Annotated in this window: 29 protein-coding genes; 23 read left to right on the forward strand and 6 right to left on the reverse strand. The window is 49.6% G+C overall.

Features of this window, described 5'->3' with window-relative positions:
• The first annotated feature begins 4 nt into the window (after nucleotides 1–4).
• The 18 genes from AWU77_RS01680 to AWU77_RS01765 all read left to right on the forward strand — a co-directional run bounded on the left by AWU77_RS01680 (nucleotide 5) and on the right by AWU77_RS01765 (nucleotide 14,495).
• Nucleotides 5–730 (forward strand): bifunctional 2-polyprenyl-6-hydroxyphenol methylase/3-demethylubiquinol 3-O-methyltransferase UbiG, encoded by a 726-nt coding sequence (locus AWU77_RS01680; RefSeq protein ID WP_062058255.1) that lies wholly within the window; start codon nucleotides 5–7, stop codon nucleotides 728–730.
• 155 nt (nucleotides 731–885) lie between these two features.
• Entirely contained in the window at nucleotides 886–1,173 is a 288-nt protein-coding gene (locus tag AWU77_RS01685; RefSeq protein ID WP_062058259.1) for an acyl carrier protein, read from the forward strand.
• 2 nt (nucleotides 1,174–1,175) lie between these two features.
• The gene (locus AWU77_RS01690; protein WP_062058262.1) at nucleotides 1,176–1,592 is read left to right on the forward strand and encodes a hypothetical protein; all 417 of its coding nucleotides are present in this window, start codon (nucleotides 1,176–1,178) and stop codon (nucleotides 1,590–1,592) included.
• The gene (locus AWU77_RS01695) at nucleotides 1,589–2,356 is read left to right on the forward strand and encodes a glycosyltransferase family 2 protein (RefSeq protein WP_062058265.1); all 768 of its coding nucleotides are present in this window, start codon (nucleotides 1,589–1,591) and stop codon (nucleotides 2,354–2,356) included. Before AWU77_RS01690 ends, AWU77_RS01695 begins: the two co-directional genes overlap by 4 nt.
• Nucleotides 2,357–2,375: 19 nt before the next feature.
• On the forward strand, nucleotides 2,376–2,798 hold the full coding sequence (locus tag AWU77_RS01700) for a thioesterase family protein (RefSeq protein WP_062058268.1): 423 nt from the start codon (nucleotides 2,376–2,378) through the stop codon (nucleotides 2,796–2,798).
• Between the two features lie 3 nt (nucleotides 2,799–2,801).
• Complete coding sequence (locus tag AWU77_RS01705) at nucleotides 2,802–3,470, forward strand: outer membrane lipoprotein carrier protein LolA (RefSeq protein WP_062058271.1); 669 nt, start codon at nucleotides 2,802–2,804, stop codon at nucleotides 3,468–3,470.
• Between the two features lie 40 nt (nucleotides 3,471–3,510).
• Nucleotides 3,511–5,922 carry an MMPL family transporter gene (locus tag AWU77_RS01710; RefSeq protein ID WP_062058274.1) on the forward strand — a complete coding sequence of 804 codons (2,412 nt, stop codon included), beginning with the start codon at nucleotides 3,511–3,513 and terminating at the stop codon, nucleotides 5,920–5,922.
• On the forward strand, nucleotides 5,909–6,469 hold the full coding sequence (locus AWU77_RS01715) for a DUF3261 domain-containing protein (protein ID WP_062058277.1): 561 nt from the start codon (nucleotides 5,909–5,911) through the stop codon (nucleotides 6,467–6,469). Before AWU77_RS01710 ends, AWU77_RS01715 begins: the two co-directional genes overlap by 14 nt.
• A gap of 7 nt (nucleotides 6,470–6,476) precedes the next feature.
• Nucleotides 6,477–6,956, forward strand: a complete 480-nt coding sequence (locus AWU77_RS01720) for a hypothetical protein (RefSeq protein ID WP_062058280.1) — start codon at nucleotides 6,477–6,479, stop codon at nucleotides 6,954–6,956.
• Nucleotides 6,957–6,965: 9 nt separating this feature from the next.
• Entirely contained in the window at nucleotides 6,966–7,697 is a 732-nt protein-coding gene (locus AWU77_RS01725) for a 3-ketoacyl-ACP reductase FabG2 (protein WP_062058283.1), read from the forward strand.
• Nucleotides 7,697–8,929 (forward strand): beta-ketoacyl-ACP synthase, encoded by a 1,233-nt coding sequence (locus AWU77_RS01730; RefSeq protein ID WP_062058286.1) that lies wholly within the window; start codon nucleotides 7,697–7,699, stop codon nucleotides 8,927–8,929. The genes AWU77_RS01725 and AWU77_RS01730 overlap by 1 nt, the downstream gene beginning before the upstream one ends.
• A 31-nt stretch (nucleotides 8,930–8,960) precedes the next feature.
• The gene (locus AWU77_RS01735; RefSeq protein ID WP_062058289.1) at nucleotides 8,961–9,704 is read left to right on the forward strand and encodes a hypothetical protein; all 744 of its coding nucleotides are present in this window, start codon (nucleotides 8,961–8,963) and stop codon (nucleotides 9,702–9,704) included.
• A gap of 172 nt (nucleotides 9,705–9,876) precedes the next feature.
• Nucleotides 9,877–11,019, forward strand: coding sequence for a homoserine O-acetyltransferase (locus tag AWU77_RS01740; protein ID WP_062058292.1), 1,143 nt, complete (start codon nucleotides 9,877–9,879; stop codon nucleotides 11,017–11,019).
• Nucleotides 11,019–11,606: a methionine biosynthesis protein MetW gene (gene metW, locus AWU77_RS01745; protein ID WP_062058295.1), complete on the forward strand. Its 588-nt coding sequence runs from the start codon at nucleotides 11,019–11,021 to the stop codon at nucleotides 11,604–11,606. The genes AWU77_RS01740 and metW overlap by 1 nt, the downstream gene beginning before the upstream one ends.
• A 40-nt stretch (nucleotides 11,607–11,646) precedes the next feature.
• Complete coding sequence (locus AWU77_RS01750) at nucleotides 11,647–12,105, forward strand: DUF4426 domain-containing protein (RefSeq protein ID WP_062058298.1); 459 nt, start codon at nucleotides 11,647–11,649, stop codon at nucleotides 12,103–12,105.
• Between the two features lie 79 nt (nucleotides 12,106–12,184).
• Nucleotides 12,185–12,790: an XTP/dITP diphosphatase gene (locus tag AWU77_RS01755; RefSeq protein WP_062058301.1), complete on the forward strand. Its 606-nt coding sequence runs from the start codon at nucleotides 12,185–12,187 to the stop codon at nucleotides 12,788–12,790.
• Between the two features lies 1 nt (nucleotide 12,791).
• Nucleotides 12,792–13,985, forward strand: a complete 1,194-nt coding sequence (gene hemW / locus AWU77_RS01760; RefSeq protein WP_084617899.1) for a radical SAM family heme chaperone HemW — start codon at nucleotides 12,792–12,794, stop codon at nucleotides 13,983–13,985.
• Nucleotides 13,986–14,078: 93 nt separating this feature from the next.
• Complete coding sequence (locus tag AWU77_RS01765) at nucleotides 14,079–14,495, forward strand: Dabb family protein (RefSeq protein ID WP_062058304.1); 417 nt, start codon at nucleotides 14,079–14,081, stop codon at nucleotides 14,493–14,495.
• 143 nt (nucleotides 14,496–14,638) lie between these two features.
• Here the strand turns inward: AWU77_RS01765 and AWU77_RS01770 are convergent, their stop codons facing one another.
• Both AWU77_RS01770 and AWU77_RS01775 read right to left on the reverse strand, forming a co-directional pair.
• On the reverse strand, nucleotides 14,639–15,220 hold the full coding sequence (locus tag AWU77_RS01770) for a hypothetical protein (RefSeq protein ID WP_062058307.1): 582 nt from the start codon (nucleotides 15,218–15,220) through the stop codon (nucleotides 14,639–14,641).
• Between the two features lie 281 nt (nucleotides 15,221–15,501).
• A complete protein-coding gene (locus AWU77_RS01775) occupies nucleotides 15,502–16,272 on the reverse strand; it encodes an exodeoxyribonuclease III (RefSeq protein ID WP_062058310.1) in 771 nt (256 codons plus the stop codon).
• Nucleotides 16,273–16,483: 211 nt separating this feature from the next.
• Here AWU77_RS01775 and pyrE point away from each other — a divergent pair, with 211 nt between their 5' ends.
• Both pyrE and AWU77_RS01785 read left to right on the forward strand, forming a co-directional pair.
• Entirely contained in the window at nucleotides 16,484–17,134 is a 651-nt protein-coding gene (gene pyrE / locus AWU77_RS01780) for an orotate phosphoribosyltransferase (protein WP_062058313.1), read from the forward strand.
• A 23-nt stretch (nucleotides 17,135–17,157) separates the two neighbouring features.
• Nucleotides 17,158–17,766 (forward strand): hypothetical protein, encoded by a 609-nt coding sequence (locus AWU77_RS01785; protein ID WP_062058316.1) that lies wholly within the window; start codon nucleotides 17,158–17,160, stop codon nucleotides 17,764–17,766.
• A gap of 58 nt (nucleotides 17,767–17,824) precedes the next feature.
• On the opposite strand, the gene slmA is transcribed toward AWU77_RS01785, so the two are convergent.
• From slmA to coaBC, 4 genes are all read right to left on the reverse strand, one after another.
• On the reverse strand, nucleotides 17,825–18,436 hold the full coding sequence (slmA, locus tag AWU77_RS01790) for a nucleoid occlusion factor SlmA (RefSeq protein WP_062058320.1): 612 nt from the start codon (nucleotides 18,434–18,436) through the stop codon (nucleotides 17,825–17,827).
• Nucleotides 18,437–18,506: 70 nt separating this feature from the next.
• The gene (gene argB / locus AWU77_RS01795) at nucleotides 18,507–19,415 is read right to left on the reverse strand and encodes an acetylglutamate kinase (protein WP_062058323.1); all 909 of its coding nucleotides are present in this window, start codon (nucleotides 19,413–19,415) and stop codon (nucleotides 18,507–18,509) included.
• Between the two features lie 5 nt (nucleotides 19,416–19,420).
• On the reverse strand, nucleotides 19,421–21,952 hold the full coding sequence (locus tag AWU77_RS20635) for a phosphomannomutase/phosphoglucomutase (RefSeq protein WP_062058326.1): 2,532 nt from the start codon (nucleotides 21,950–21,952) through the stop codon (nucleotides 19,421–19,423).
• A 56-nt stretch (nucleotides 21,953–22,008) separates the two neighbouring features.
• The gene (gene coaBC / locus AWU77_RS01805; RefSeq protein WP_062058329.1) at nucleotides 22,009–23,211 is read right to left on the reverse strand and encodes a bifunctional phosphopantothenoylcysteine decarboxylase/phosphopantothenate--cysteine ligase CoaBC; all 1,203 of its coding nucleotides are present in this window, start codon (nucleotides 23,209–23,211) and stop codon (nucleotides 22,009–22,011) included.
• Between the two features lie 230 nt (nucleotides 23,212–23,441).
• Here coaBC and radC point away from each other — a divergent pair, with 230 nt between their 5' ends.
• From radC to rpmG, 3 genes are all read left to right on the forward strand, one after another.
• The gene (gene radC, locus AWU77_RS01810) at nucleotides 23,442–24,116 is read left to right on the forward strand and encodes a DNA repair protein RadC (RefSeq protein WP_062058332.1); all 675 of its coding nucleotides are present in this window, start codon (nucleotides 23,442–23,444) and stop codon (nucleotides 24,114–24,116) included.
• A gap of 291 nt (nucleotides 24,117–24,407) precedes the next feature.
• Complete coding sequence (gene rpmB, locus AWU77_RS01815; protein WP_062058334.1) at nucleotides 24,408–24,644, forward strand: 50S ribosomal protein L28; 237 nt, start codon at nucleotides 24,408–24,410, stop codon at nucleotides 24,642–24,644.
• 16 nt (nucleotides 24,645–24,660) lie between these two features.
• Complete coding sequence (gene rpmG, locus AWU77_RS01820) at nucleotides 24,661–24,816, forward strand: 50S ribosomal protein L33 (protein ID WP_062058336.1); 156 nt, start codon at nucleotides 24,661–24,663, stop codon at nucleotides 24,814–24,816.
• Nucleotides 24,817–24,825 lie beyond the last annotated feature (9 nt).

The following is a 24,825-nucleotide window of genomic DNA, read 5'->3' on the forward strand; positions in this document are numbered from 1 at the left end:
ATCTATGTCCACCACCAACCCAGCCGCCACAAGACCTAACCAAAAAACTGTCTGGGTGCGTGAAACCCGTTTCGGGCGTTGGTTTTTAAGCACCCACACCTGGTATCGCTATGTGTTGTCCCAGGCGATTGTCGATTTTAAGGCGCTACTGGGCGAGCGGTTGCCAGCGCAGGCGCGGATTTTGGATGCAGGTTGTGGGCAGGGTTTGGCGTTTGGTTTGCTGGCACAGCACTTTCAGCCAGCGGCAATTACCGGTATCGATATAGACGCAGAGCAGGTAAAAAAAGCCGTTAATGCGGCCAGCCAATTGGCAATTCCCTGCACCGCCCAGCACACCAATGCCAGCGCGCCGACCTTGGCGGCGGAATCCTTCGACATTATCCTGTGCCACCAGCTGTTGCATCACACCAGCCAACAGCAGGAAACCCTGCAAGAGTTTTATCGCCTGCTGCGTCCGGGTGGAATTTTGCTGGTGGGTGAATCCTGCCGCTCGTTTATCAATTCCGTGCCGGTGCGCCTGTTGTTTCGTCACCCGCAGATGGCACAAAAGGATGCGCAGGGTTATATCGACCTGGTGCGCAGCAACGGTTTTGTGTTCGGCGAGCAGGATGTTCAAACCTCGCGCCCCTGGTGGTCGCGCCGCTGTTTGGGTATGGCGCAAAAAATTGGTATTGGTCTGCACAATACCGAACCTACCGAAATCCTGATTGTCGCCAGCAAGCCCCACTAACATGTTTAGCCTCCAGCTTCTGTGGAGCGGTTGGGCATTCGGCAGCGCTTCTGGTAGACTGCCCGCCTTGTTTTGGAGGGGAACAAGGCAACCGCTTTTGCCAGCATCTGTTACGCCAGCAAGGGTTTCAGCAGAATAAATATCGAGATGTCGCTATGTACAGCAAAGAAAAAATATACGGATTTTTACAAGAAACACTGGTTTCCCTATTTGAAATAGCGCCCGATGCTATTACCCCCGATGCCAATCTTTACGAAGACTTGGATATCGATAGCATTGACGCCGTAGACCTCACCGTAAAATTGAAGGAATTTACCGGCCGCCGTATCCAGCCGAGCGACTTTAAACAAGTTCGCACCGTGCAAGACGTGGTTGATGCGGTGTTCGACCTGCTCAATCGCCCAGAAGAGGCCGAAGCCCTCACCGAAGCGAGCGAGACCTAACCGTGGTCGCCAATACACCGATTGCGGTGGCGCGGCGGCCAGAGTTGATCGATGTCAAAGTGGCGCAGGGGCATGTCGATGCGCAGCTTCTGGTAACGCCCGAGCTGGCCGGTTTTGCCGGTCACTTCCCCGATTTCCCTATACTGCCCGGTGTTGTCCAGCTCGACTGGGCGGTGCACTATGCGCAGGAGTTTCTACAGCTCCAAGAACCGGTGATGCGCGTCGAGCGGTTAAAGTTCACCTGCCCCATCAGCCCCAATACACCGCTCCAACTCAGCCTGATTTATGACGCGGGTAAAAACTCGGTCGATTTCCGTTTTTATCGCACATTTGATGCTGTGCATAACGATGCTGGCGTGCGGGAGCTGCTGTTTTCCCAAGGTCGCTTGATTTATCCCGCGGAGCTTGTGCGCGAATGAACCCATCCCCCGGCGAACTGGATTTCAAACCCTGCGTGGTAATCCCGGTCTTTAATCATCCGCATAAAATTGCCGCCGTGGTCGCCCGTTTGCGCGACTATCATTTGCCCGTGCTGCTGGTGGATGATGGCAGTGAAGCAGGTTGTGCGCAGTTGTTGGATCAGCTTGCCGCGCACAATACCGATGTGCACTTGTTGCGCCTGCCGCACAATGCAGGCAAAGGCGCGGCGGTGTGCAAGGGCTTTGCACTGGCGCAGCGTCAGGGTTTTACCCATGCATTGCAAGTCGATGCCGATGGCCAGCACGATTTGGATGATGTGCCAAAATTTCTCGCCTGCGCCCAACAACACCCCCTCGCAGTTATTAGTGGCTGGCGCAGTTACGAGGCCATGCCGCGCTCGCGTCGTAGTGGGCGCAAACTGACTGACTTTTGGGTGTGTGTGAATACCTTGTCGCGCAGCATTAAAGATTCCATGTGCGGCTATCGCCTCTATCCGCTGGTGCCCACCATGGAATTACTGGCGCGCAAAAAAATCGGCGCGCGCATGGATTTTGATACCGATATTCTGGTGCGTTTGTATTGGCAGGGGTTAGCAGTGGAAAATATCCCCACGGATATTTTGTATCAGGATGATATGCCCTCGCACTTCGATGTCATCAAAGACAATGTGCGCATCAGCTGGATGCACACCCGTTTATTTTTCGGCATGTTGCCGCGCATCCCCGTATTATTGCACCGTCATTTTTCTACGCATCAGCGTTAAACCGCCGGATTTTTTTGTTATGTACACAACCACAACCGATATTCTGGTGCCGTTTCACGATGTGGACTCCATGCATGTCGCCTGGCACGGACACTATGTGAAATATTTGGAAGTGGCGCGCTGTGAGTTTTTGGATTCGTTTGATTATGGTTATCAGGCGATGCGCGATTCCGGTTATGCCTGGCCAGTTATTGATATGCGCATTAAATACATCAAGCCGCTGCATTTTGGTCAGCGGGTGCGGGTGCAGTGTTCACTGCGCGAGTGGGAATATCGCTTGAAAGTAGATTATGTGATTAGCGATGTAAAAACCGGTGAGCGCTTGACCAAAGGCTATACCATTCAGGTTGCCGTCGACATGGCCAAAAATGAGATGTGTTTTGAATCGCCAGCGATTTTGCATCAATTGCTAACCGCTAAATGCGGCCCATTGCCAGGTTAATCTATGAATAAATTGATTGTTTTTATTCGGTCACTGCTGTTGGGTGTTGGTCTGTTATTGGCTTGCACCGCACAGGCAAATACCCAGGCGCAAATTGATCAGGTGGTAAAACGCCTCAGCGACATTGCGGTGGTGCAGGGTGGTTTTAATCAGCAAAAAAAATTGCAGGGGTTAGCTTACCCACTGAATGCGCAGGGGCAGTTTATTTTCTGGCGCGGGCAGGGTTTGTATATCGCCAATGAAAAACCATTTTTTAGTGCGATGACCATTACTGGCGGCGATATTATTAACTGGCAAAAAAATGGCACAGGCAGCATTGCCAGCGAACAATCTGGCTTGATCCAGCGCGAAATTAATAAAACCTTGCTCGCTTTTTTGAGTGCCGACATAGCGCTGATTCAACAGCGTTTTATTGCCGATTGGATTTTTGAGCAGGAGCAGTGGCAATTAACCCTAACGCCGCGACTCGATCTGATTAAAAAAAATATGCGCAACGCGGTGATGAATGGCGATCAATTTTTGCAGAAATTGGTAGTGACTGCGGCCAATGGCGATGAGACAACTATTGAATTTCATTCACAAATTGAAAGCGCCGCTCCCAGCGCAGCGCAGTGCCAATGGTTTTATCTGCAACCACAACAACCCTGTGCCAGTTTTGCATCGGCGCCGTAATTTTTAGTTTCCTTTTTTCTACCTGGCGTGCCTGTCACTGATGATAAAAACAATAAACATTTCGCTGGCGCGCTGGCAGCAGTTATTTAGCTGGGCATTGTTGTTGCTGTCCGTTGTTGTACTGCTCTTGGCTTATCCCCTGCTGCAAAAAGGTTTTGTGCTGGAGACAGATCTGCAAAGCCTGTTTCCGCAAGATCGCCACAACCCACTGGTCAATAAAATCAATGAGCGTTTGTATCGCGAATTTGGCAATAAGCTTTTGGTCGCCGTGCAGGCAGCAGACATGGAACAGGCTAGTGCCGCGGCGGAGCTGGTAGACGTTGCGATAAACACAAACCCACAGCTGCAGATAAGTGCACCTAATGCACAGATGGAGTTAGCCGCACATCAGCGTGAATTATTGCAGCGCTATCGCTACCAATTATTAACCCCCGCACAACAGCAATTAATAAACACTCAAACACAGGATCTGTTAGAGCAGGCGCAGGCTGCATTGTTCGGTTTTAGTTTGGGCGGCAGTGGTTTGTCGCCGCTGCAAGACCCACTCAATCTCTCCCCCGCGTACCTGCAACAATTACAACCGGCGGTTAAAGGTGAATTCATTAATGATCGCTTGGTGATATCCAACAGCGATGGTCATTTAATTTTATTTGTGCTCAATTTGCACGGCGAAGCGTTTAATTTACAGCTGCAGGCGCAGATGAGTTCATGGTTGCTAAATCTGCGCAACCAGTTGGCTAGCAACCCCCAAACGTCGGCGACGCAAGTGTTGGTTTCCGGTGCCGTGTTCCATGCCGCCGAAGCCTCAGCCAATGCGCAGCGCGAAATGAGCATTATCGGCGGCGGCTCAAGTTTGGGGGTGTTGCTGTTATTTTTGCTTGCCTTTCGCCGCATTAAACCGCTGCTGGTGAGTGTGTTATCAATTGCTTATGGCTGTTTGGTGGCGCTGGTTATCAATCATTTTTTGTTTGGCAAAATTCATTTAATGACGCTGGTATTTGGCGCGAGTTTGATTGGTGTGGCGGTTGATTATTCGCTGCACTATTTATGTAAACATCAGGATCTGTCGCGCGCAGTTCCCGATGCGCATCTGCGCGGCAAACGTGTGTTGGAAAAATTATTGCCCGCGTTGAGTTTGAGTTTAATTACCTCGGTTTTGGGTTACAGCAGTTTGTTGTCTACGCCTTTGCCCGGTCTGCAACAAATTGCCTTGTTTTCGATGATGGGGTTGGCAGGTTCCTGGTTATTTTTAGTCGTGACTTATCCATTGCTGATACGTCAGCCGCTGCCGCAACCGGTCGCGATTATTGATCGCTGCGCCGCAGCGGTGTGGTTATTTTGGGCGCGTATGCGCGGTGTACCAGCGCGGCTTATTGCTGTCGGCTTAGCGACGTTAATAGTAGTGGGTATTGTGAGTGTGCAGCTGAGCAGCGATGTGCGCACACTTTATAAACCTTCAGCGCAATTGCTGGCCTCTGAGCAGCGTTTGCAGCGTGCATTACAGGGTGTTGCACCGAATCAATATTTTTTGCTGCGCGCTAAAACGGCAGAAGAATTGTTGCAAAGCGAAGAGCGTTTCCGCCGCGAGCATTTGGATGGGCTAGTCGCTGCGGGCGCATTAACTGGCTACATTGCTACCAGCAGCATAGTGCCTTCGCTACAGCAGCAAGCGGTTAACTATGCATTGCTGCAGCCGCTGTATCGCGCGGAAGGTTTGGTTGGCCAATTTATGCAGTCGGCTGGTTTTGATGCGCAGGCGATTGTGCAGGCAGAGCAGGATTTTTCTGCGGCGGCACCGCAGCATTTGTTGGTAGATGATTGGCTTAAAGTGGCGCGCCCGGATCAAGGTTTGTTGTGGATGGGGCAATTGGAAGGTGACTACGTGAGTATTGTCGGCTTACGTGGTGTAGCCGATGTGCAGGCATTGTCGGCGGCGGCGAATAATCACTCAGTGGTTTGGGTTGATCGTGTCGCCGGTATGTCGCAATTGTTGCAGTCACTGATGAATTCCGCCGCGCTGTTATTGCTGCTCGCCTACCTTGTGCTCTTGCTACTGCTGTGGATTTATTATCGCCGTGCACACGCATTGCTGTTAATTTTTGTGCCGCTGTTAGCAACGCTGACCACGTTGAGTTTGTTGTCGATCAGCGGTGTCGCGATTAATGTTTTTCATGTGTTTGGCTGCTATTTAATTCTTGGTCTGGGCATGGATTACGCCATCTTTTCCTTTGCTGAAGGCACGCAAGATCAGGTCACCCGGCGCGCGATTTGGCTGTCGGCACTGACCAGCAGTTTATCGTTCGGTTTGCTTGCGCTCAGCTCTACGCCCATGGTTAGCGCGTTTGGCATCACCCTGTTATTGGGCTGCTGTTTCAACTTGTTTTATGCGCCTCTAATCGGACGGCTACATAAGATCAGCGTGTCAGGAGGGAAGCCTAATGAACGGCAATAGAAAATCGAGTCTGGGTCTCGGCCTGTTACTGATCGCACTGGTAGCGCTGGGTGGTTGCAGTGGTTTAAAGCGCAGCGATTTCACTTTATTAACGCGCAGCAGCGATCAGCAAATCCATGTCGCGCAGCAGCAATGGCTGGTGCAACAGGGGCAACAGGAATACACACTGGAAGTAATTGTCGAGCGCAGCGCTGACCACTGGCGTTGGATTATGCTGAGCCAATTGGGCCAGCGTGTGGCGACGGTAGAATCCTTAAATGGACAGGTGCAAATCGAGCGCCATCAATCCCACGCAGCCATGCAATGGTTACCGGAATTGCTGCAGGCCTGGCAATTCAGCTATTGGCCGCTGGCGGATTTGCAAACGGCTGATCCGCGCTGGCAGTTCGTCGAGCGCGACGGGCGCCGTGAAGCGAGCTTTTCTGGTATATTGCGCGCCTCCATTGAGTACCAACAGATAACTGATCGGGCTAATCCCTGGCAGGGTAGCCTGGGCTATGTCACACGCGAGTTTAGCTTGCGCATTCATAGCCAGCCGCTGAATTGATATGCCTATGACGCACGCACCGCTATTTGAATCGGTAGAGGATTTACTGCTCCACCGCCCGCCCATGCTGCTGCTGAAATCGGTATTGCGCTGGAGTGAGAGTCAGCTGGAAGCACTGGTCGATCCACGCGATTCCCATTTATTTATGGACGCCGATGGCCGCATTCCCGCATGGGTCGGCATCGAATATATGGCGCAAGCCATAGGTGCGCTGGCTGGCATAGAATCGCGCCGCGCCGGTCAACCGGTCTGTTTGGGTTTTTTACTCGGCACTCGCCGCTATCATGCGGAGCTGAGCCATTTTGATCCGGTACAGGAGCTGCGAGTAAGCGTGCGCGAGTTGCTGCGCGATGAAACCAATCTGGTGTTATTCAAGTGTGAGATACACAGCGGTGAGCAACTGCTCGCCCACGCAGAAATAAAAGCAATCCAGCCCAAGGATGTCGAGGCGGTTATGGCGCAATTTACGCAAATGAATGCGGTTTAGGAGATCAAAGTGGATAACAATAAGAGAGTATTAGTGACTGGCTCCAGCCGTGGCATTGGCCGGGCGATTGCCCTGCATTTGGCGCGCGATGGCTACGAGGTGGTGATTCACTGCCGCAGTCAGCGCAGTCAGGCGGAAGAAGTGCAGCAGCTGATTGAAGCGGCTGGCGGCAAAGCCAGTATTCTGCAGTTTGATGTAGCCGAGCGCGAGCAGGCCAGACAATTGTTGGAAGCCGATATGGACGCCAATGGCGCCTACTATGGTGTTGTGTGCAACGCCGGTATCGCGCGCGATAACGCCTTTCCCGCCATGAGTGGCGAGGATTGGGATGCCGTCATCCACACCAATCTCGATGCCTTTTACAACGTGCTTAATCCGGTAATTATGCCGATGGTGCGCCGTCGCGCGCCCGGTCGTATAGTCACCCTCGCCTCAGTCTCGGGCATTATGGGCAACCGCGGACAAGTCAATTACAGTGCGGCCAAAGCCGGTATTATCGGCGCCACAAAAGCGCTGGCGATTGAATTGGCCAAACGCGATATCACCGTCAACTGTGTCGCGCCCGGTTTGATCAATACCGAAATGCTCGCCGATGCGCCGGTTGAAGAGGCGTTAAAACTGATCCCCATGCGCCGCGCCGGTGAACCGGACGAAGTGGCATCCTTGGTCAGTTATCTCTTATCAGCCCCGGCGGGTTACATTACCCGACAGGTTATTTCAGTGAATGGCGGAATGTTTTGATGAAGCGCGTAGTGGTGACAGGAATGGGGGTGGTTACCGCCCTGGGCGATAACTGGCCGGAATTTTCCGCCAAACTAAAATCCGGCACTAGCGCGATTCGCCGCCTGGAAGACTGGGCGACCTATAAGGATTTGAATACTAATCTCGCTGGCCCGATTGAAGATTTTGTGGTGCCCGCCCATTACCCGCGCAAAAAGATTCGCTCGATGGGGCGTGTTGCTCTCTTATCTACCCGTGCAACTGAGCTGGCGTTGATCGATGCCGGTCTGCTCGATGACCCTATTTTGCAAAGCGGTGCTATGGGTGTTGCCTATGGTTCATCCACCGGCAGCACCGATGCCACCCGCGATTTTGCGGTGATGCTGGATAAACGCGATATCGGCGGCGCTACCGCCACCACTTATATCCGCATGATGGGTCATACCGCACCGGTGAATGTGGGTGTGTTTTTTGGCTTAAAGGGGCGGATCATCACCACTTCGTCTGCCTGTACTTCCGGCAGCCAGGGCATAGGTTATGCCTATGAGGCGATCAAATACGGTAAACAGACCCTGATGGTTGCCGGTGGCGCTGAAGAACTGTGCCCCTCCGAAGCCGCCGTGTTCGATACGCTTTATGCCACCAGTACCAAAAATGCTACCCCGAACCTGACCCCCAGCCCGTTTGATAGCGGGCGCGATGGCTTGGTTATCGGCGAAGGTGCCGGCACCTTGATCCTCGAAGAGTTGGAACACGCACAGGCGCGCGGGGCAACTATCTACGCTGAACTGATCGGTTTTGGCACCAACTCCGATGGTGGCCATGTCACCCAGCCAGATCCGGCTACTATGAATATCGCTATGCAAATGGCCTTGGATGATGCCGGTTTGCAGCCCGCCGACATCGGCTATATCAACGCCCATGGCACTGCGACTGACCGCGGCGATATCGCAGAGTCCACCGCTACCGAAAAATTGTTTGGCAAACAGACAGTGCCGATCAGTACACTCAAGGGCAATATTGGCCACACTCTCGGTGCCTGTGGGGCAATTGAGGCTTGGGCAAGCATCCAAATGATGAACGAAGGTTGGTTTGCGCCGACCCTGAACCTGCACACCCCCGATCCACAGTGTGGCGATTTGGACTACATCATGGGTGAAGGCAGGGAACTGGATTGCCCTTACATCATGAGTAACAATTTTGCTTTTGGCGGGATTAATACCTCGCTGATTTTTAAACGTTGGACTAACTGATTTTTATTATTAATCAAGGAGAGCTGTAACCATGTTATTACGTGCACTGTTGTTGATGGTGGGTATTTGCACTAGTTGGATTGTGCAGGCGGAAACCGAAACGCCGGAAGATTACGTCAAAATTTTCCAATCGGGCAGCCCAATTGAGCAGGAAAAAGCCGCGCAAACACTGGAGTGGGCTGGTTTAAGTTCGCCGCAGTTGTTTGATTTGGTCGAAGCCAAAGCCTTGGCGTCCCTGCCCAAGGCAAGCGATAAGGTCACTATCAATTACGTTGCCCATCTCACCAAGGCCTTAGCCTATTCGGGCAATGAAAAATATCGCCCGACAATTGAAAAAATTATCGCCGAGGCTCCGCACAAGAAATTAAAAAAATATGCGGTTCAAGCACTCAATACTCTGTCGCTGCATACGCAAATTAACCCGTTGATCGCGCCCAAGGCTTGGCCGGAGCACAGCCATCCTACATACAACCAGCGCATCGTTAATATGCTGGCCAGCGGCAATGCGGAGCTTATGCGGATGGCAGCAAAACGCATTCACTTCACCCAAAATTACCAACCGGAATTTCTGCAACAACTCAATAAAACAATAGAAAGTACTTATCAGCAGTCCTTGGATAGTGTGGGGTTAGATGCTGCTGCTTGGATGTGCCGCGCCTTGGCCGGCAGCCGCATGGCAGAATACAAACCCACGATTGAAAAAGTAGCTAGCGGCGCCAAAGAAAAGAAATTGGCAAAATACGCCAAAAAATACCTGGCTTACTTCGGTAGCTAAAGAAGAATCTGAAAGTATAAAAACGGGCGCTTGCGCCCGTTTTTTATTGCAGGCAGCAAAACGCGAAGTAACCGGGTATAACCTTGCAGGCACAGGCACAGCTCTTTAGACTGTCGCATCATTTGATCTGGCCGGTATTCGCCGGTATTACATCACGCGTTAAGAGAGAATCATGCCAAACCAACTACCTGCCGATTCGGTGGGTCTTGTCACTCCCCAAACTCATCGTTTTACCGCGCCGCTATTGCTGGCCTGCGGTCGCACGCTTGATGAGTATGAATTGGTTTACGAAACCTACGGCCAGTTGAATGCGGCCAAATCCAATGCCGTGCTGATCTGCCACGCGCTTTCCGGCCATCATCACGCCGCTGGTTATCACAGCATGGACGACAAACGCCCCGGCTGGTGGGATGCTTATATTGGCCCGGGTAAACCCATCGATACCAACAAATTTTTTGTGGTGGCGCTCAATAATATTGGCGGCTGCCACGGTTCAACCGGCCCGCGTTCGATCAACCCCGCGACCGGTAAAGCTTGGGGTGCCGATTTCCCGATGATTCGCGTGCGCGATTGGGTGGCGAGTCAGGCGCGCTTGGCCGATGTGCTCGGTATTGATGTCTGGGCGGCGATCATCGGCGGCAGCCTCGGCGGTATGCAAGTGATGCGCTGGGCGCTGGATTATCCTGAGCGTATTCGTCACGCGGTGGTGATTGCGTCGGCATTAAAACTGTCCGCGCAAAACATTGCGTTTAACGAAGCAGCGCGCAAAGCGATTATCAGCGATCCCAATTTTTGCGATGGCGACTACATCGCACACAACACTTTGCCGAAAAACGGTTTGGCGGTTGCGCGCATGATCGGCCACATCACCTATTTATCGGATTTTGCGATGGGAGAAAAATTTGGCCGCGATTTGCGCAGCGGCAGTTTTGAGCTCGGCACGGCAGAGCCGGTGGAATTTCAAATCGAAAGTTATCTGCGCTACCAAGGCGATAGTTTTGCTAATACCTTTGATGCAAACTCCTATATTCGCATCACCAAAGCTCTGGATTATTTTGATCTAGCGCGCGAGTACGGCGATGACCCAGTCAATGCGTTTAAACAAACTAACGCAAAATTTTTGGTTATCTCATTCAGCACCGATTGGCGTTTTGCGCCCGAGCGCTCGCGTGAAATTGTCAACGCGTTGGTTGGTGCCAATCGCTCAGTAAGCTATGCAGAAATTGAATCCAAACACGGCCACGATGCATTTTTATTACCCGACGAACGCTACCAGCAAGTGTTTGGTCGCTACCTTGCGGGAGTGACAATCTGATGCGTATAGATCTCAACGAAATTCAACATTGGATTCAACAGGGCAGCCGTATTCTCGATTTGGGTTGTGGCGATGGCACCTTATTAAAATTTTTGATCGATACCAAACAGGTGCAAGGTTACGGTTTGGAAATTGATGCGGCGCAAATCAACGCCTGTATCGATAAAGGGCTAAATGTTATTGAACAAAATCTCGATAGCGGTTTGGGTAATTTTGCCGATAAAAGTTTCGACACAGTGCTTATGACCCAAGCGCTGCAAACGCTGCATTTCCCACACTTGGTGTTGGATGAAATGTTGCGTGTCGGCAAAGAATGTATTGTTACTTTCCCTAACTTTGGTCATTGGAAGGCGCGCTATTACTTGGCGACACGGGGGCGTATGCCAGTGTCAGATTTGCTGCCCTACGAATGGTACAACACACCCAATATTCACTTTTGTACTTTTAACGATTTTGAAGTGCTCTGCCGCGAGCGCAATATCAAGGTGATCCATCGTCAGGTGGTGAACGAACAATCCGGCCAAACCTTAAAAGATTTTATGCCTAACTTGTTTGGTGAAACGGCGATTTATCATCTCAGCAAATAGTGTGTTGAAAAATCAATACGCTAACCCATTGGAGCGTCTTATGAAAAAATTTCTACAGGGCATTTGTTTAAGTTTTGTTGCTGCAATAGCTCAGGCGCAAATTGATCAGCCAAAAGAAATCAGTACCACCGAAAAATTCGGCGACTATACCGTTCACTACAATGTATTTAACAGTACCGATATTCCCGCCAGCGTTGCCGAAGCCTATAAATTAGTGCGCGGTAAAGATCGCGCCTTGGTGAATATAAGCCTTACTAAAACCGAAGAAGGCAATACCAGTTTGGGTATGCCTGCGCTGGTGAGTGGAAAAACCAAAAATTTAATGCAGCAACAGCAAGCGCTGAAATTTATCGAAATTAACGAAGGCGATGCGACTTACTATCTCGCCCCGTTTGTATTTAACAACGAAGAATTATTGCATTTTGATATTCAAGTCAGTGCGGATAAAGACGCTAAACCAATGACGTTTACCTTTAACCGAACGCTTTACACCGAATAATCTTATGCTGGATTGCATAACAAAGGCGCCGAAGGGCGCCTTTTCTTTCTCTGATTAATTCATGTGGAAAAGATGCCTTATGAAAAAAATAGTCTTAGCAAGTGGCAACGCCGGAAAATTGCGCGAGTTTCAGCAACTCTTAGCGGGCTGTGGTTTTGACGTTGTGCCGCAATCGGATTTTTTTAGCGAGAATGCCGAAGAGACCGGTTTAACTTTTGTTGAAAATGCCATCATCAAAGCGCGTTACGCCTGCGCTAAAACCGGCTTGCCAGCCATCGCCGATGATTCCGGCATCGAGGTAGATGCATTAAATGGTCGCCCCGGAATTTACTCCGCCCGCTATGCGGGTGAAGGTGCAAAAGATGCGGATAACAATCTAAAACTATTGCACGAGTTAAGCGCAGTTCCTACTGAACAACGCACCGCACGTTATCACGCAGTGCTTGCCTTTATGCGTCATGAGGAAGACCCTACGCCGATTTTATGCCACGGCATTTGGGAGGGCGTCATTCTCACCGAGCCACGCGGCGAAGGTGGTTTTGGTTATGACCCTTTATTTTTTGTACCCACGCACAATTGTGCCTCGGCTGAATTAGATAAAACAGAAAAAAATCGCATTAGCCATCGTGGCAGAGCGATGCAGGAGTTGCTGCAAAAATTATCTACATCGATTGGCAATAAATAATATGTCTCTGCAACTACCGCCACTATCACTTTATGTGCACGTGCCTTGGTGTATTCGCAAGTGCCCTTATTGCGATTTTAATTCCCATCAGGCGAATAACGATATTCCGGAAGCAGATTATGTGGCGGCACTGCGTTTGGATTTGCAGCAAGATCAATCTCTGGCGCAAGGCCGCAAACTCACCAGCATTTTTTTTGGTGGTGGCACACCGAGTATGTTGTCGGCGCAAGCGATAGGGCAGATTTTAAACGATGCAGAAACGATTATCGGTTTTGAACCGGATATCGAAATCACCTTGGAAGCAAATCCCGGTACGTTTGAGCAAGAAAAGTTTTCCGGTTTTCGCGCTGCGGGAGTAAATCGTTTATCCATCGGCATTCAAAGTTTTAATGATCAGCAATTAAAATTACTTGGCCGCGTGCACGGTCGCGCTGAAGCGCTGCAGGCAGTAAGTGTGGCGCGCACGGCAGGTTTCGACAATATCAATTTGGATTTAATGCACGGTTTGCCGGAGCAATCCGTTGCTGCCGCCAAAGCGGATTTGCAACAGGCGATTGAACTCGCACCAGAACATCTCTCTTGGTATCAACTCACCATTGAACAAAACACCGCATTTTATTCCGCTCCACCTCTATTGCCGGAAGAAGAAATACTGGCGGATATTCAGGATGCTGGCATCGAGTTGTTAGCGGCGGCGGGCTACGAGCAATATGAAATTTCTGCCTATGCACGCGCTAAAAAATGTGCGCGCCACAATCTTAATTATTGGCAGTTTGGCGATTATTTGGGAATTGGTGCGGGCGCTCATGGAAAGATAACCTTTCCAGCTGAAAATAAAATCCTGCGCCTGTGGAAAACCCGCTTGCCCAAACATTATTTGGACGCAGCCACGTCTCAAAAGATCTCCACCAACTTGGGTGGTCACCAAAATGTTTTTGGTGGCGGCAGTGATTTATTACTACCGGATGCATTGCCGCTGGAATTTATGATGAATGCATTGCGCCTACATACTGGTGTGCCAGTAAATTACTTCACCGAGCGCACCGGTGTGGATTGGCAACAACTTGAATCGCAATGGGAAAAATTAACACAGCAAGGTTTAGTGGAAATCGCGCAGGGCTATGCGCGCCCCACCGCAATGGGGCGCCGTTTTCTCAATCGGGTATTGCAGGAGTTTATGCAGGAATCTGAATAAATCAGAATGTTTGAGTAATCTTGCGTAAAAACATTTGTGATTGTGCCGGATTGGCGTCATTTTATTGCTCAAATGCAATAACAAGGAGCACACATGACTACTACCCGCCGTGAATTTTTAACTGCCAGTGCTATCGCCGGAGCGGCACTCGCTTCATCGGGTGCATTGGCAACATCAACTACAGCGAATAATCCTATGCCTAAATTACTGCATCATGTTTTTTTCTGGTTGAAAAACCCCGAGTCAAAAGAAGATCTTGCCAAGTTGATTGCTGGTGTTAAGTCACTGGGGGCGATTGAGACGGTGCGCAGTATTCATGTGGGTGTACCTGCATCGACGGAAAAGCGTGAAGTTATAGATAACTCTTACCACGTTTCAGAGTTGCTCGGATTTGATGATGTGGCGGGGCAAGATGCGTATCAGGTGCATCCATTGCATCAAAAGTTTATTGATGAGCATCAGCATTTATGGAGCAAAGTCGTGGTGTATGACGCGCTATCTGTTGAATAATTGTTGCGCTTGATTCTATTTATGCTTAATACAAAAAACCTCGCCGTGATTGCTCACTGTGAGGTTTTTCATTTTTGCCTTCTGATCTTGTGCAAATGTAAAAGCTTGAGTTGCCTCAATAGGTATTTATTTGAAAATGGTCTCTACTTGCAAAGGCTGCTGGTGATATCAGTAATGCTTGGACTAGTAATTTTTTTACTGTCGATTACTAGTGAAACACCCCCGCTAGTCAATGAGATTCTGCTGCTACTGATAGAACCGCCGTAAACTATTTTTGTGATTGTGTTATTAGCATCTAGTTTCCAGGCAATAGAAGTACCATTTACGTTGGTAGTGTATTCTGCATTTGCTTTTGAATAGCTAAGGGTTTTGTCATTAATGCCCGCATTGATATCTTTTTCTATAGCGACTCTATAGCAATTATTTCCTGCGTCCTTAGCATCACCTAAATAATTATAAGCAGTAACTTTTCCAGTTCCACTGATATAAAGATAACTCTCATCTTTAATATTATTGCTGGTAATGCTCGCATCGTATAAACCGGTTATTGCATCAAAATCTGGGTTGTTTGCTTGGCTTGAGTTTTGAGCTGAAGACTGAGCCGTATTATTTGGTGATGATGAGCTTGCAGGTTTATCTGATCCGCCACCGCCACCGCCACATCCTGCCAGTGACATTAAACACAGTGAGAGAAGTAGAGTGGGGCGTGATTGAAGGGTAATCATTTTGCATCCTTTTAAAAAAGCCATAAAGTGTGGTGCGCTCATTTGAGCGGGCGAGCATGATAATTCAAACCATCATCAAATTAAATATCAAAAGAAGAGAGTATTTTCTTGAGTGCTGGGCAGGTGAATTTTTTCGACTGAGGACTTGTACTGCGCTGAATAGATATAAAGTGATTGCAAATACTTTAATGTTGAATAAGATTTGATAATGCGCGCGTTGGTTCTATATATAAAAAAACCCGCTGCGGTAGCCCGAGCGGGTTTTTTTATAACCGGTTATTTTACAGTTCTATGTCGTAATCGATAATGACCGGCATGTGACTGGAAAACTGCTGGGTTTTGTAGATGGCTGCATATTCAACTTTGGCGCCGAGGCTATTGGAGACTACTTGAAAATCGGTTCTCCAACCGTCGCCATCGTCTTTAAGGCCTTTTGGCCACCAGCTGTATTCATCGCCGTCTTTGTTCACCTTGCGGAAGGCATCGACGTAACCAATCTGGTTAAATAACTGGCTTAACCATTGACGCTCGTGCGGCAGGAAGCCGGAGTTGTGCTGATTGGCGGCACTATTGCTCACATCTTTTGGCGTGTGCGCCATCTGCCAATTGCCACAGAAAATATATTCGCGGCGTTTGCGGGTAATTTTGTCCAGATGCGCCTGAAAGTCATCAAAAAATTTGATTTTGACTTCTTGGGATTCCATCGCGGAACTGGCGCCAGGGGCGAGCAGGGAGCCAATGCTTAATTGCTCAAAATCCACCTGCAGATAGCGGCCTTCCATATCGACACCCGAGGCAAAACCCAAGCCGTAAATAAGCGCTTTAGGCTGCAGGCGGGTATAAATTGCAACGCCGTTGTAGTGTTTGGTACCAGAGTCGAAAAAATAGGCATGATAGCCCTTGAGCTCGAACTCGGGTTTCTCTAGCTCGCGCTCTAGTGCACGTAGATCCTGCAAGCAGATAAAATCTGCATCTTGATTCGCGAGCCAAGTGTATAGGCCGCGTTGCGCCGCCTGAAAAATACCATCGACGCTAAGACTGATAACTCTCATGTTAGCCCCTTGATTACGGACTGTGTATCATACCCGAGCTTTGTGTGATTGTGTTACCGCCAATATCGGGTTTTTTGTGGTAGGCGTTACGAATTTTCACATCCTTACATTTGGAAAGCTGTTGTGATCCAAATGCGGGTCTGGCTCATGGGCAAGACCTCGTTGTATTTATTTTGTCACCTAAAACTTAGTTCATAGTTGGATACTTTGCATGGAAAAATACCAATTTGACTTTATTCAGCTCGCTGTCAGGCATCAAGCGCTATGCTTTGGCGAGTTTTTGCTCAAATCGGGCCGCACCAGCCCCTACTTTTTTAACGCTGGCCGCTTTCAGACCGGGCAGGCTTTGGCTGAATTGGGTCGCTATTATGCGGCGGCTATCACTGCATCGGGCGTGGAGTTCGATATAGTGTTCGGCCCGGCTTATAAAGGCATTCCCCTTGCGGCCACCACTGCCATCGCTCTGGCTGATCAATATCAGCGCGATTTGCCTTATTGCTACAATCGCAAAGAGGCGAAAGACCATGGTGAAGGAGGAACATTGGTAGGTGCGCCGTTACAAGGCAAGGTGCTGATTGTGGATGATGTGATCACCGCGGGCACTGCAGTGCGCGAAGTGATGAGCATTATTGATACCGCAGGTGCTAAACCTGCCGCTGTGTTGATTGGCTTGAATCGTCAGGAGAAAGGGCAGGGCGAGATATCTGCAATACAGGAAGTAGAACAAACCTTTGGTATACCGGTCATTAGCATTATTAACTTGAATCACATCATTGATTATCTTGAAAACCAAAGTGGCCAAGAGGCGATGGTGGATAAAATCAAAGCATATCGCGCAACCTACGGTGTAGAGCTGGCGTGATACGAGAGAGGTAACTGATCCAGATGCGCAGCTTGTTATTAGTATTGATCACCTGTAGTTCGCTGTTGTTGAGTGGCTGGGTTGCCGCGCAAAATACTGCAGCGGGCAAAGTGGTTTATCGCTATAAAAACAAGGCGGGTGTGACTGTGCTAGATAGTGCGATTCCACCTGAGTACGTCAATCATGGCTATGAAATTGTTTCGCTCAGTGGAAAAGTTCTTAAGGTTGTTAAGCCAGTGATACAGGGACCTGAAGCGGAGCGTTTGCAGCGTGAAAGACTGCAGCGTGAACAGCGTGAGCGTGATGATATTCAACTGCGTCGCAGCTACAGTAATGTTGCTGATATAGATGCAGCGAAACGTCGCAATCTGGAAAGTTTGCGGGGCAATATCAATATCTTGCAAGCTAACTTGCTCTCTGCTCGCTCGCGCTTGGAAACTTCGCAAAAGCAAGCGGCCGCGATAGAGCGCGCTGGTCGTCAATTGCCTGAAGAGTTGTTGCGCAATATAGATAAGTTGGTGCAAGAAGAGAAAGATACTCAAGAGCAGATCCAGCAGCGCGAACAAGAGTTAACAGCGGTAGAGAAAAAGTTCGATGAAGATCGCAAGCGGTTTATTGAAATTTCGCAATAGCGATTATGATTCTTTACCCATAAAAAACCGGCAGCTGCCGGTTTTTTATGGGCGAAACTTATTGGGCGGAGTCACTCGCCACCAAAAATCCCTGCGCTATCAGCTGCCATTGATCTGACCAATGTTCAGTGGGGCGGCGGCGAAATTCAGTGCGTACAAATTCAGCAATACGGCCATCAACCAGAGCAATTAACAAATTGGCCGCTGCTGCAACGGGTAGTTGTGGATGCAAACCCTCGCGCAATTCTGCCTCACGCAAAATTTGTTTTAACTGGGTTTCAATGCGATCAAAAAACTGCGCGATTCGCACGCGCAAGCGCTCGGTTTCACCGGTCAGTGCATCGCCGGTAAGCAAGCGAGTCAAACCCGGATTGCGTTCGGCAAACGTAAGTAGCAGCGAGAGGGTTTTCTCGCAGCGTTTTAGCGCCGATTTTTCTTCGCCGAGAATCAGTGTGATGCGGGAAAAAATCGTCTCTTCAATAAACTCAATCAAACCCTCAAACATTTTGGATTTACTGGGAAAGTGGCGATAGAGCGCCGCTTCGGAAACACCGACCTCTCTGGCCAGTGCAGCAGTAGTGATTCGCTCACCAGGGCTTGCTTCCAGCATGCGCGCCAAACATTCTAGTATTTGTTGGCGGCGCGGGGTTTTGCTTGGGGACTTAATCATAGCGACTCCATTCAGAGCGATTCCATTTGCAAGAGTGCGCGTCCATATTTATGCAACGCGCACAATTGGATCAGGCCTTGCGGGCATTGTTAGTGATAAGCGTACCCACACCAACATCGGTAAATATTTCCAACAACACGGCGTGGTCAACGCGACCATCAATAATATGAGCGCTGGTAACGCCTGCTTTTACTGCGTCGAGTGCACAGGCAATTTTGGGTAGCATACCGCCGTAAATGGTGCCATCGGCAATCAAACCGTCTACCTGCTCAGTGCTGAGGCCAGTCAATACTTTGCCTTGTTTATCTTGTAAGCCAGACACGTTGGTCAGCAGCATTAATTTTTCCGCACGTAAATACTCGGCAATTTTTCCTGCTACCAAATCGGCATTGATGTTGTAGGAGGCTCCATCTTCGCCCACACCAATAGGCGCAATTACGGGAATAAAGTCACTGTTGATCAACATGTCGATGACGGAGGTGTTGACGTTGGCCACTTCGCCAACATGGCCGATGTCGAGAATTTCCGGTGCGAGCATTTCAGGTGTTTTGTGGGTAACGGTTAACTTTCTCGCTTGAATTAATTTACCGTCTTTGCCAGTTAAACCAATCGCCTGACCGCCATTGCGATTAATCAGGCTGACGATTTGTTTATTCACTGTGCCACCCAATACCATTTCCACTACATCCATGGTGGCGCTATCAGTTACGCGCATGCCATTGATAAATTCGGATTTGATGCTGAGTTTTTCCAACAGGTTGCCAATTTGTGGCCCACCACCGTGTACGACTACGGGATTCATACCGACCAGTTTCATCAAAACAATATCGCGCGCAAAACTGTTTTGCAGTTCTTCACCTTCCATCGCATTGCCGCCAAATTTTACTACCACGGTTTTACCGGTGAAGCGTTGTATGTAAGGCAGAGCTTCAGTTAATACATTGGCGATATTCATCGCTGATTCGCGGTTCAAAGACATAAAAATTAATCCTGTGAATTTAAATTAAACGTTAAACGGTTATCGACTTTTAATAATTCCCGTTTGAAAATTTGCTGGATTTTTTCCAGGGATTCGTGTGATTCCGCCTCAAAGCGCAGTGTTAGCGCGGGCGATGTATTGGAGGCGCGCACCAGTCCCCAGCCTTTGGTGTAATCCACGCGTAGGCCATCAATGGCAGTAATAGTGCCGTTGGCAAAATCGCCAGTTTCGCTGAGTTTATTTATCAAACCAAACTTGTCGAGATCAGGGATGGCAATTTTAATTTCCGGCGTTGAGTAGAGTTGCGGAAAGGCCGCAAAAATATCATCGATTTTTTGATCGCGCAGGGTGATGATTTCCAGTAGCCGCGCCATTGCATAAATACCGTCATCAAAACCATACCAGCGGTCTTTAATAAAGATATGACCGGAATATTCGCCACCAATCAGCGCTTGCGTCTCCTCCATTTTTGCTTTCATCGGTGAGTGGCCGGTCTTCCACATAATTGGCCTGCCACCGTAGCTGCTAATCACCTGGTTTAATTGGCGCGAGCATTTTACATCGAACAACACATCGGCGCCCGGGTTGCGAGAGAGCACATCTTTGGCGAACAGCATTAATAGACGATCGGGCCAGATAATATCGCCTTTAGGGGTGACTACCACTAAGCGATCGCCGTCACCATCAAAGGCAACACCAATATCGGCATTGCTTTCCTGCACTTTGGCGATGAGTGCGTGCAGATTTTTTTCGACGGTTGGGTCTGGGTCATGGTTGGGGAATTCACCATCTAAGTCGCAAAATAAGGGGATAACATCGCAGCCCAACTCTTCAAATAATTGCGGCGCCACTATACCCGTTACTGCGTTGCCCGCATCGACCACTATCGAGACATTGCCCGCAAGTGCCACGTCAGAAAAAATACGGTCGATATAATCTGGAATAATACTGCGCGGCGTCTCTTCACCAAGCCCCTGATGAAAACGTTGGCCAACAATGCGCGAGCGCAGATCGATCACGGCATCATCGGCCAGTGCGCGATTGTTCATTACCACTTTAAAGCCGTTGTACTCTTTGGGGTTGTGGCTCGCGGTTACCATCACACCGCTACTAGTATCCTCGAAATGAAACGTAGAAAAATACATCAATGGTGTGGGTACTACACCGATATTAATCACATTGCAGCCGGAGCGCAGAATGCCGCGAATGAGCGCTTGAGTTAATGATTCACTGTGCGTGCGGCCATCGCGCGCTACCACAATGGCTTGTTCACCTTGATCAATTGCCTCGCTGCCGACCGCTTGGCCTATCAGTTGGGCGAGTTCAGGTGTTACCTGGCTGCCGACCAGCCCGCGAATATCGTAAGAGCGAAAAATTTCAGCGGGTACATCGGCTTCATTGATTTTATTGCGCGCCGTAGCGCTGGATTTTTTACCGGATGCCTGTTGCAGACCGAGAATATTTTCATCTTCATCGATCATGGCGATATCGAGAATATCTTGTTTTTGGAATAGTGGATTGGTCATGGCATCTTCAGCGCTGACTGATTCCTTGCTGGTTTTGACTACATCGGCAACCGATGGCGTTGCATTGTCTTTTTCGCCCAGCTCGATACGCACCAAAATTTTACTGAGGAACCATACCAGTGCCAAACTGCCGGCCACTATCAAGCTGATTATGCTCAGCCAAAGTGCGGGCAGCTCTTCGGCGATTAATAAAAGCTGCTCGGATGGGGTAAATTTAACGACTAAATGGCTGCCGCTGACATTGCTCTGCATACTATTGCCAGCCGTACCCGCACCGAGTTTTTTAACCGTTTGTGGCGGGCTACCGGTAAATTGTTGTAGCAGTATGAATTCACCTAGACTTTGTTCTGCTGAATTAAAAATATTGATTAATTCGGCTGCGTCTATGGTGACCATGACCGTTCCTAGCGGCGGCTTTTTTTCATCGCTTGCTAGCGGGCGAACCCAGTTCAACATCCAGCGATCATTAATTTCGACTAGCTCTGGCAAGGTGGATTGGCGCTCTTCTGCGCGTTTAATTAAATCTAATTCGGCATAGCGAATAGGAAATTCAGCGTTGCGATCCAACTGCGCGCTGCCCAATGGTAGCAAGCGCAGGTTAAGTGCAGACTGGGTTGTGCGCAGCCATTTTTTTTCCAATTGCGCGCGCATTTCTGCGGTATTGTCTGGATTGTTTGTATCAAGACTGGCAATCAATTCTGATTCAGTGGCAAGTTTGTCGATTAGTTGAGTTTGCTGCTTGAAATAACTGGCGAGCGCGCTGCTTCGTTCATCCACTTTTTCTTGGGTTAGATTGTGCAAATTAACCTGTTGTTGCTGCACGACCAGTTTTTGATAGAGCAGGTAGCCCACAATCGCGTTAATAACCAGCGCTATGCCCAGTAAAATCAGGAGAATTTTTTGCTGCACCGCGGCTTTGTGCTTAGCGGCGTCCAAAGCGCGCTGTGCGCTGCGTGAAAGCGGTGTTGTGCTGGCTTCTGCCTTGGCTTTTAATAAGTCCTGTGGGTTCACACCTATACCTTTTGGCTAACGAATCTATGACGTTTGTTGTGCTAACAAACCTGGGCTTATTGCACTGTTATTTTTTGTGCGAAGAGCGCGATAAGTTCGCGCGCCAATTGCTGTTTGCTGCGCTGGCTAATATCAGTCGCGCCATTTTGCTCTACCAGCGTAACGGCATTGTCATCGCTGTTAAAACCAATCGTGCTATCGCTGATATTATTGGCGACAACCATATCCAGATTTTTGCGCGCTAATTTTACGCGCGCGTATTCCAGCAGATTTTCGCTTTCCGCCGCAAAACCTACGGTAAAAGGTTTTGGATTAAGTGACGCAATACTCGCCACTATGTCTGGATTTTTTACCAGAGCGAGTGTCAATGTATCGCTATTATCTTTTTTCATTTTCTGTGCAGCGATTTGCGCCGGGCGATAATCGGCCACCGCAGCGGCGGCGATAAATAAATCGCACCCCTGTGCTGCATGCAAGCTGGCCCTATGCATTTCTTCCGCGCTGATTACCTCAATGCGCTTTACGCGCGCTGGTGCTGGCAATTGGGTGGGGCCGCTGATGAGAATCGTTTCGGCGCCTGCTTCTGCTGCGGCTTGCGCCAGAGCGTAGCCCATTTTTCCTGAGCTGTAGTTGCTCAGGTAGCGCACTGGGTCCAATGCCTCGCGGGTGGGGCCTGCGGTAATCACGACTTTTTTCCCGGCCAAACTACCGCTGGCAAACAAGCTGGCAGCGGCATCGACCAGTTGCAAGGGTTCTAGCATGCGCCCTGCGCCTATATCGCCACAGGCTTGTATGCCATCTGCTGGGCCAAAAACTGAAACCTTGCGTTTGCTTAGCGTTTCCAAATTGGTTTGTGTTGCTTGGTTGTGCCACATACCTTGGTTCATCGCCGGTGCTATGGCGATGGGTGCAGCAGTGGCGAGGCAGATACTGGTAAGCAGGTCATTGCCCATGCCCTGACTCAAGCGTGCGATAAAATCGGCGGTGGCGGGGGCGATCAATACCAAGTCCGCCCAGCGCGCTAATTGGATATGACCCATGCCCGCCTCGGCTTCGGGGTCGAGCAGCTGGGTATGCACCGGATTGCCAGACAGCGCTTGCATCGTCAGTGGGGTAATAAACTCCTGCGCGGCAGGTGTCATAACCACTTGCACACTGGCGCCCGCATCTTGCAGACGACGCACCAGATCGGCACTTTTATAGGCGGCAATTCCGCCGGTCACGCCGAGCAAAATCTGTTTGTTGGCAAGCGATGTCATAAATAGGGTTGGGTTCCGGCAGCAAAAAGATGACTAGTGATCAACCTTAGCCCTGCTGGGCGTAATTAGCCACTAACAGCGCCAGCCACGCAGGGCTTGACGAAAGAGAGTTAAGATACCATTCTTGCCGGCGTTTTCGTAACTCTCCCGCACAGTTACGGCACTAAAAGTAATGATCAGATCTCACTACAAGGACACGCGCGTTTAATCGCGCATCAAAGGAGAATGCCATGTCGATTGCCCATTGGCCCGAGGCCGAACGCCCCCGCGAAAAATTATTATCCCTTGGCCCGCGCGCCTTATCCGATGCTGAATTGCTCGCCATTTTCCTGCGGGTTGGCTGCGTGGGCAAATCTGCAGTGGATCTTGCGCGCGAGTTATTGCAGCAATACGGTGGCTTGCGTCAGCTGCTAGAGGCATCGCAAGCCGAGTTCTGTCAGGGTTTGGGGCTCGGCAATGCCAAGTACGCCCAGTTGCAGGCAGTATTGGAGATGGGGCGGCGGCATTTGTCGGCCGCCATGAAAGCCGGTGATTTGCTCACCAGCCCGGACTTGGTGCGCAACTATCTGAGCGCGCAGTTGCGCCATCAACCGCGAGAAGTGTTTGCGGTGTTGTTCCTCGACAATCAAAACCGCCTGATTACCTATGAGGAGTTATTCTTCGGCACCATTGATGGTGCATCGGTTTATCCCCGCGAAGTCGTGCGGCGCGCGTTGGCCCATAATTGTGCGGCGGTAATTCTCAGCCATAACCATCCCAGTGGGGTGGCTGAGCCCAGCCAAGCGGATTGCCGGATTACCCAGCGCTTACAGGCGGCGCTGGAGTTAATCGATGTGCGAGTCGTTGATCACATGGTGGTAGGTGATGGCGAGGTAATTTCTTTCGCCGAACGCGGATTATTGTGAAATCGACCATTTACCCCTTTTTTTGGTCAAAAAAACAGCTTTTGATTGCTATTGGGGGAGTGTTTTGGTATAAAACGCGGCTCTTTGCGGCAGGGTTGTGAAGACGTATTAAAAGAGCGTCATTTTCGCGCAAATTTCCCTCTGGGATTTGCTGCTCCGACCCTGAAATTACCCGCGTTTAGGAAAGAATAGGCTGCTTACAACAATGCTCTAGGCTGGTTGTTAGTCTGTTTTACGGTTCTAACACAGCGCTTCCAGCTTAGCGCGCTGATTTTTTAATGAGGCAATAAAATGTCCAAGGTATGTCAAGTTACCGGCAAACGTCCAATTACCGGCAACAATGTTTCTCACGCAAAAAACCACACCAAGCGTCGTTTTTTGCCAAACTTGCAATCTCACCGTTTTTGGGTTGAAGCTGAGAAGCGTTTTGTTTCTCTGCGTCTGACGCCAAAAGGTATGCGTATCATCGACAAGCGTGGTATCGACGCTGTGTTGGTTGATGTTCGTGCCGCTGGTCACAAAGTGTAATTAGGAGCTATTTATCATGCGTGAAAAAATTCGTCTGAACTCTTCTGCTGGTACTGGTCACTTCTACACCACTGACAAGAACAAGCGCACCATGCCAGAAAAGATGGAAATCAAAAAGTTTGATCCAGTTGTTCGTCAACATGTGATCTACAAAGAAGGCAAAATCAAGTAATTACTAGTT

It is taken from the genome of Cellvibrio sp. OA-2007 (assembly GCF_000953825.1).
GTDB lineage: Bacteria > Pseudomonadota > Gammaproteobacteria > Pseudomonadales > Cellvibrionaceae > Cellvibrio.

Excerpts from the sequence above, each read along its gene's own strand:
- AWU77_RS01755 (WP_062058301.1), top strand. The coding sequence starts at position 12,185 with ATGAAAAAAATAGTCTTAGCAAGTGGCAACGCCGGAAAATTGCGCGAG.
- AWU77_RS01700 (WP_062058268.1), top strand. The coding sequence starts at position 2,376 with ATGTACACAACCACAACCGATATTCTGGTGCCGTTTCACGATGTGGAC.
- AWU77_RS01680 (WP_062058255.1), top strand. The coding sequence starts at position 5 with ATGTCCACCACCAACCCAGCCGCCACAAGACCTAACCAAAAAACTGTC.
- AWU77_RS01785 (WP_062058316.1), top strand. The coding sequence starts at position 17,158 with ATGCGCAGCTTGTTATTAGTATTGATCACCTGTAGTTCGCTGTTGTTG.
- AWU77_RS01695 (WP_062058265.1), top strand. The coding sequence starts at position 1,589 with ATGAACCCATCCCCCGGCGAACTGGATTTCAAACCCTGCGTGGTAATC.
- AWU77_RS01775 (WP_062058310.1), bottom strand. The coding sequence starts at position 16,272 with ATGAGAGTTATCAGTCTTAGCGTCGATGGTATTTTTCAGGCGGCGCAA.
- radC (WP_062058332.1), top strand. The coding sequence starts at position 23,442 with ATGTCGATTGCCCATTGGCCCGAGGCCGAACGCCCCCGCGAAAAATTA.
- AWU77_RS01750 (WP_062058298.1), top strand. The coding sequence starts at position 11,647 with ATGAAAAAATTTCTACAGGGCATTTGTTTAAGTTTTGTTGCTGCAATA.
- hemW (WP_084617899.1), top strand. The coding sequence starts at position 12,792 with ATGTCTCTGCAACTACCGCCACTATCACTTTATGTGCACGTGCCTTGG.
- rpmB (WP_062058334.1), top strand. The coding sequence starts at position 24,408 with ATGTCCAAGGTATGTCAAGTTACCGGCAAACGTCCAATTACCGGCAAC.
- rpmG (WP_062058336.1), top strand. The coding sequence starts at position 24,661 with ATGCGTGAAAAAATTCGTCTGAACTCTTCTGCTGGTACTGGTCACTTC.
- AWU77_RS01770 (WP_062058307.1), bottom strand. The coding sequence starts at position 15,220 with ATGATTACCCTTCAATCACGCCCCACTCTACTTCTCTCACTGTGTTTA.
- AWU77_RS01765 (WP_062058304.1), top strand. The coding sequence starts at position 14,079 with ATGACTACTACCCGCCGTGAATTTTTAACTGCCAGTGCTATCGCCGGA.
- AWU77_RS01740 (WP_062058292.1), top strand. The coding sequence starts at position 9,877 with ATGCCAAACCAACTACCTGCCGATTCGGTGGGTCTTGTCACTCCCCAA.
- AWU77_RS01705 (WP_062058271.1), top strand. The coding sequence starts at position 2,802 with ATGAATAAATTGATTGTTTTTATTCGGTCACTGCTGTTGGGTGTTGGT.
- AWU77_RS01730 (WP_062058286.1), top strand. The coding sequence starts at position 7,697 with ATGAAGCGCGTAGTGGTGACAGGAATGGGGGTGGTTACCGCCCTGGGC.
- slmA (WP_062058320.1), bottom strand. The coding sequence starts at position 18,436 with ATGATTAAGTCCCCAAGCAAAACCCCGCGCCGCCAACAAATACTAGAA.
- AWU77_RS01685 (WP_062058259.1), top strand. The coding sequence starts at position 886 with ATGTACAGCAAAGAAAAAATATACGGATTTTTACAAGAAACACTGGTT.
- AWU77_RS01735 (WP_062058289.1), top strand. The coding sequence starts at position 8,961 with ATGTTATTACGTGCACTGTTGTTGATGGTGGGTATTTGCACTAGTTGG.
- metW (WP_062058295.1), top strand. The coding sequence starts at position 11,019 with ATGCGTATAGATCTCAACGAAATTCAACATTGGATTCAACAGGGCAGC.
- AWU77_RS01720 (WP_062058280.1), top strand. The coding sequence starts at position 6,477 with ATGACGCACGCACCGCTATTTGAATCGGTAGAGGATTTACTGCTCCAC.
- pyrE (WP_062058313.1), top strand. The coding sequence starts at position 16,484 with ATGGAAAAATACCAATTTGACTTTATTCAGCTCGCTGTCAGGCATCAA.
- argB (WP_062058323.1), bottom strand. The coding sequence starts at position 19,415 with ATGTCTTTGAACCGCGAATCAGCGATGAATATCGCCAATGTATTAACT.
- AWU77_RS01710 (WP_062058274.1), top strand. The coding sequence starts at position 3,511 with ATGATAAAAACAATAAACATTTCGCTGGCGCGCTGGCAGCAGTTATTT.
- AWU77_RS01715 (WP_062058277.1), top strand. The coding sequence starts at position 5,909 with ATGAACGGCAATAGAAAATCGAGTCTGGGTCTCGGCCTGTTACTGATC.
- coaBC (WP_062058329.1), bottom strand. The coding sequence starts at position 23,211 with ATGACATCGCTTGCCAACAAACAGATTTTGCTCGGCGTGACCGGCGGA.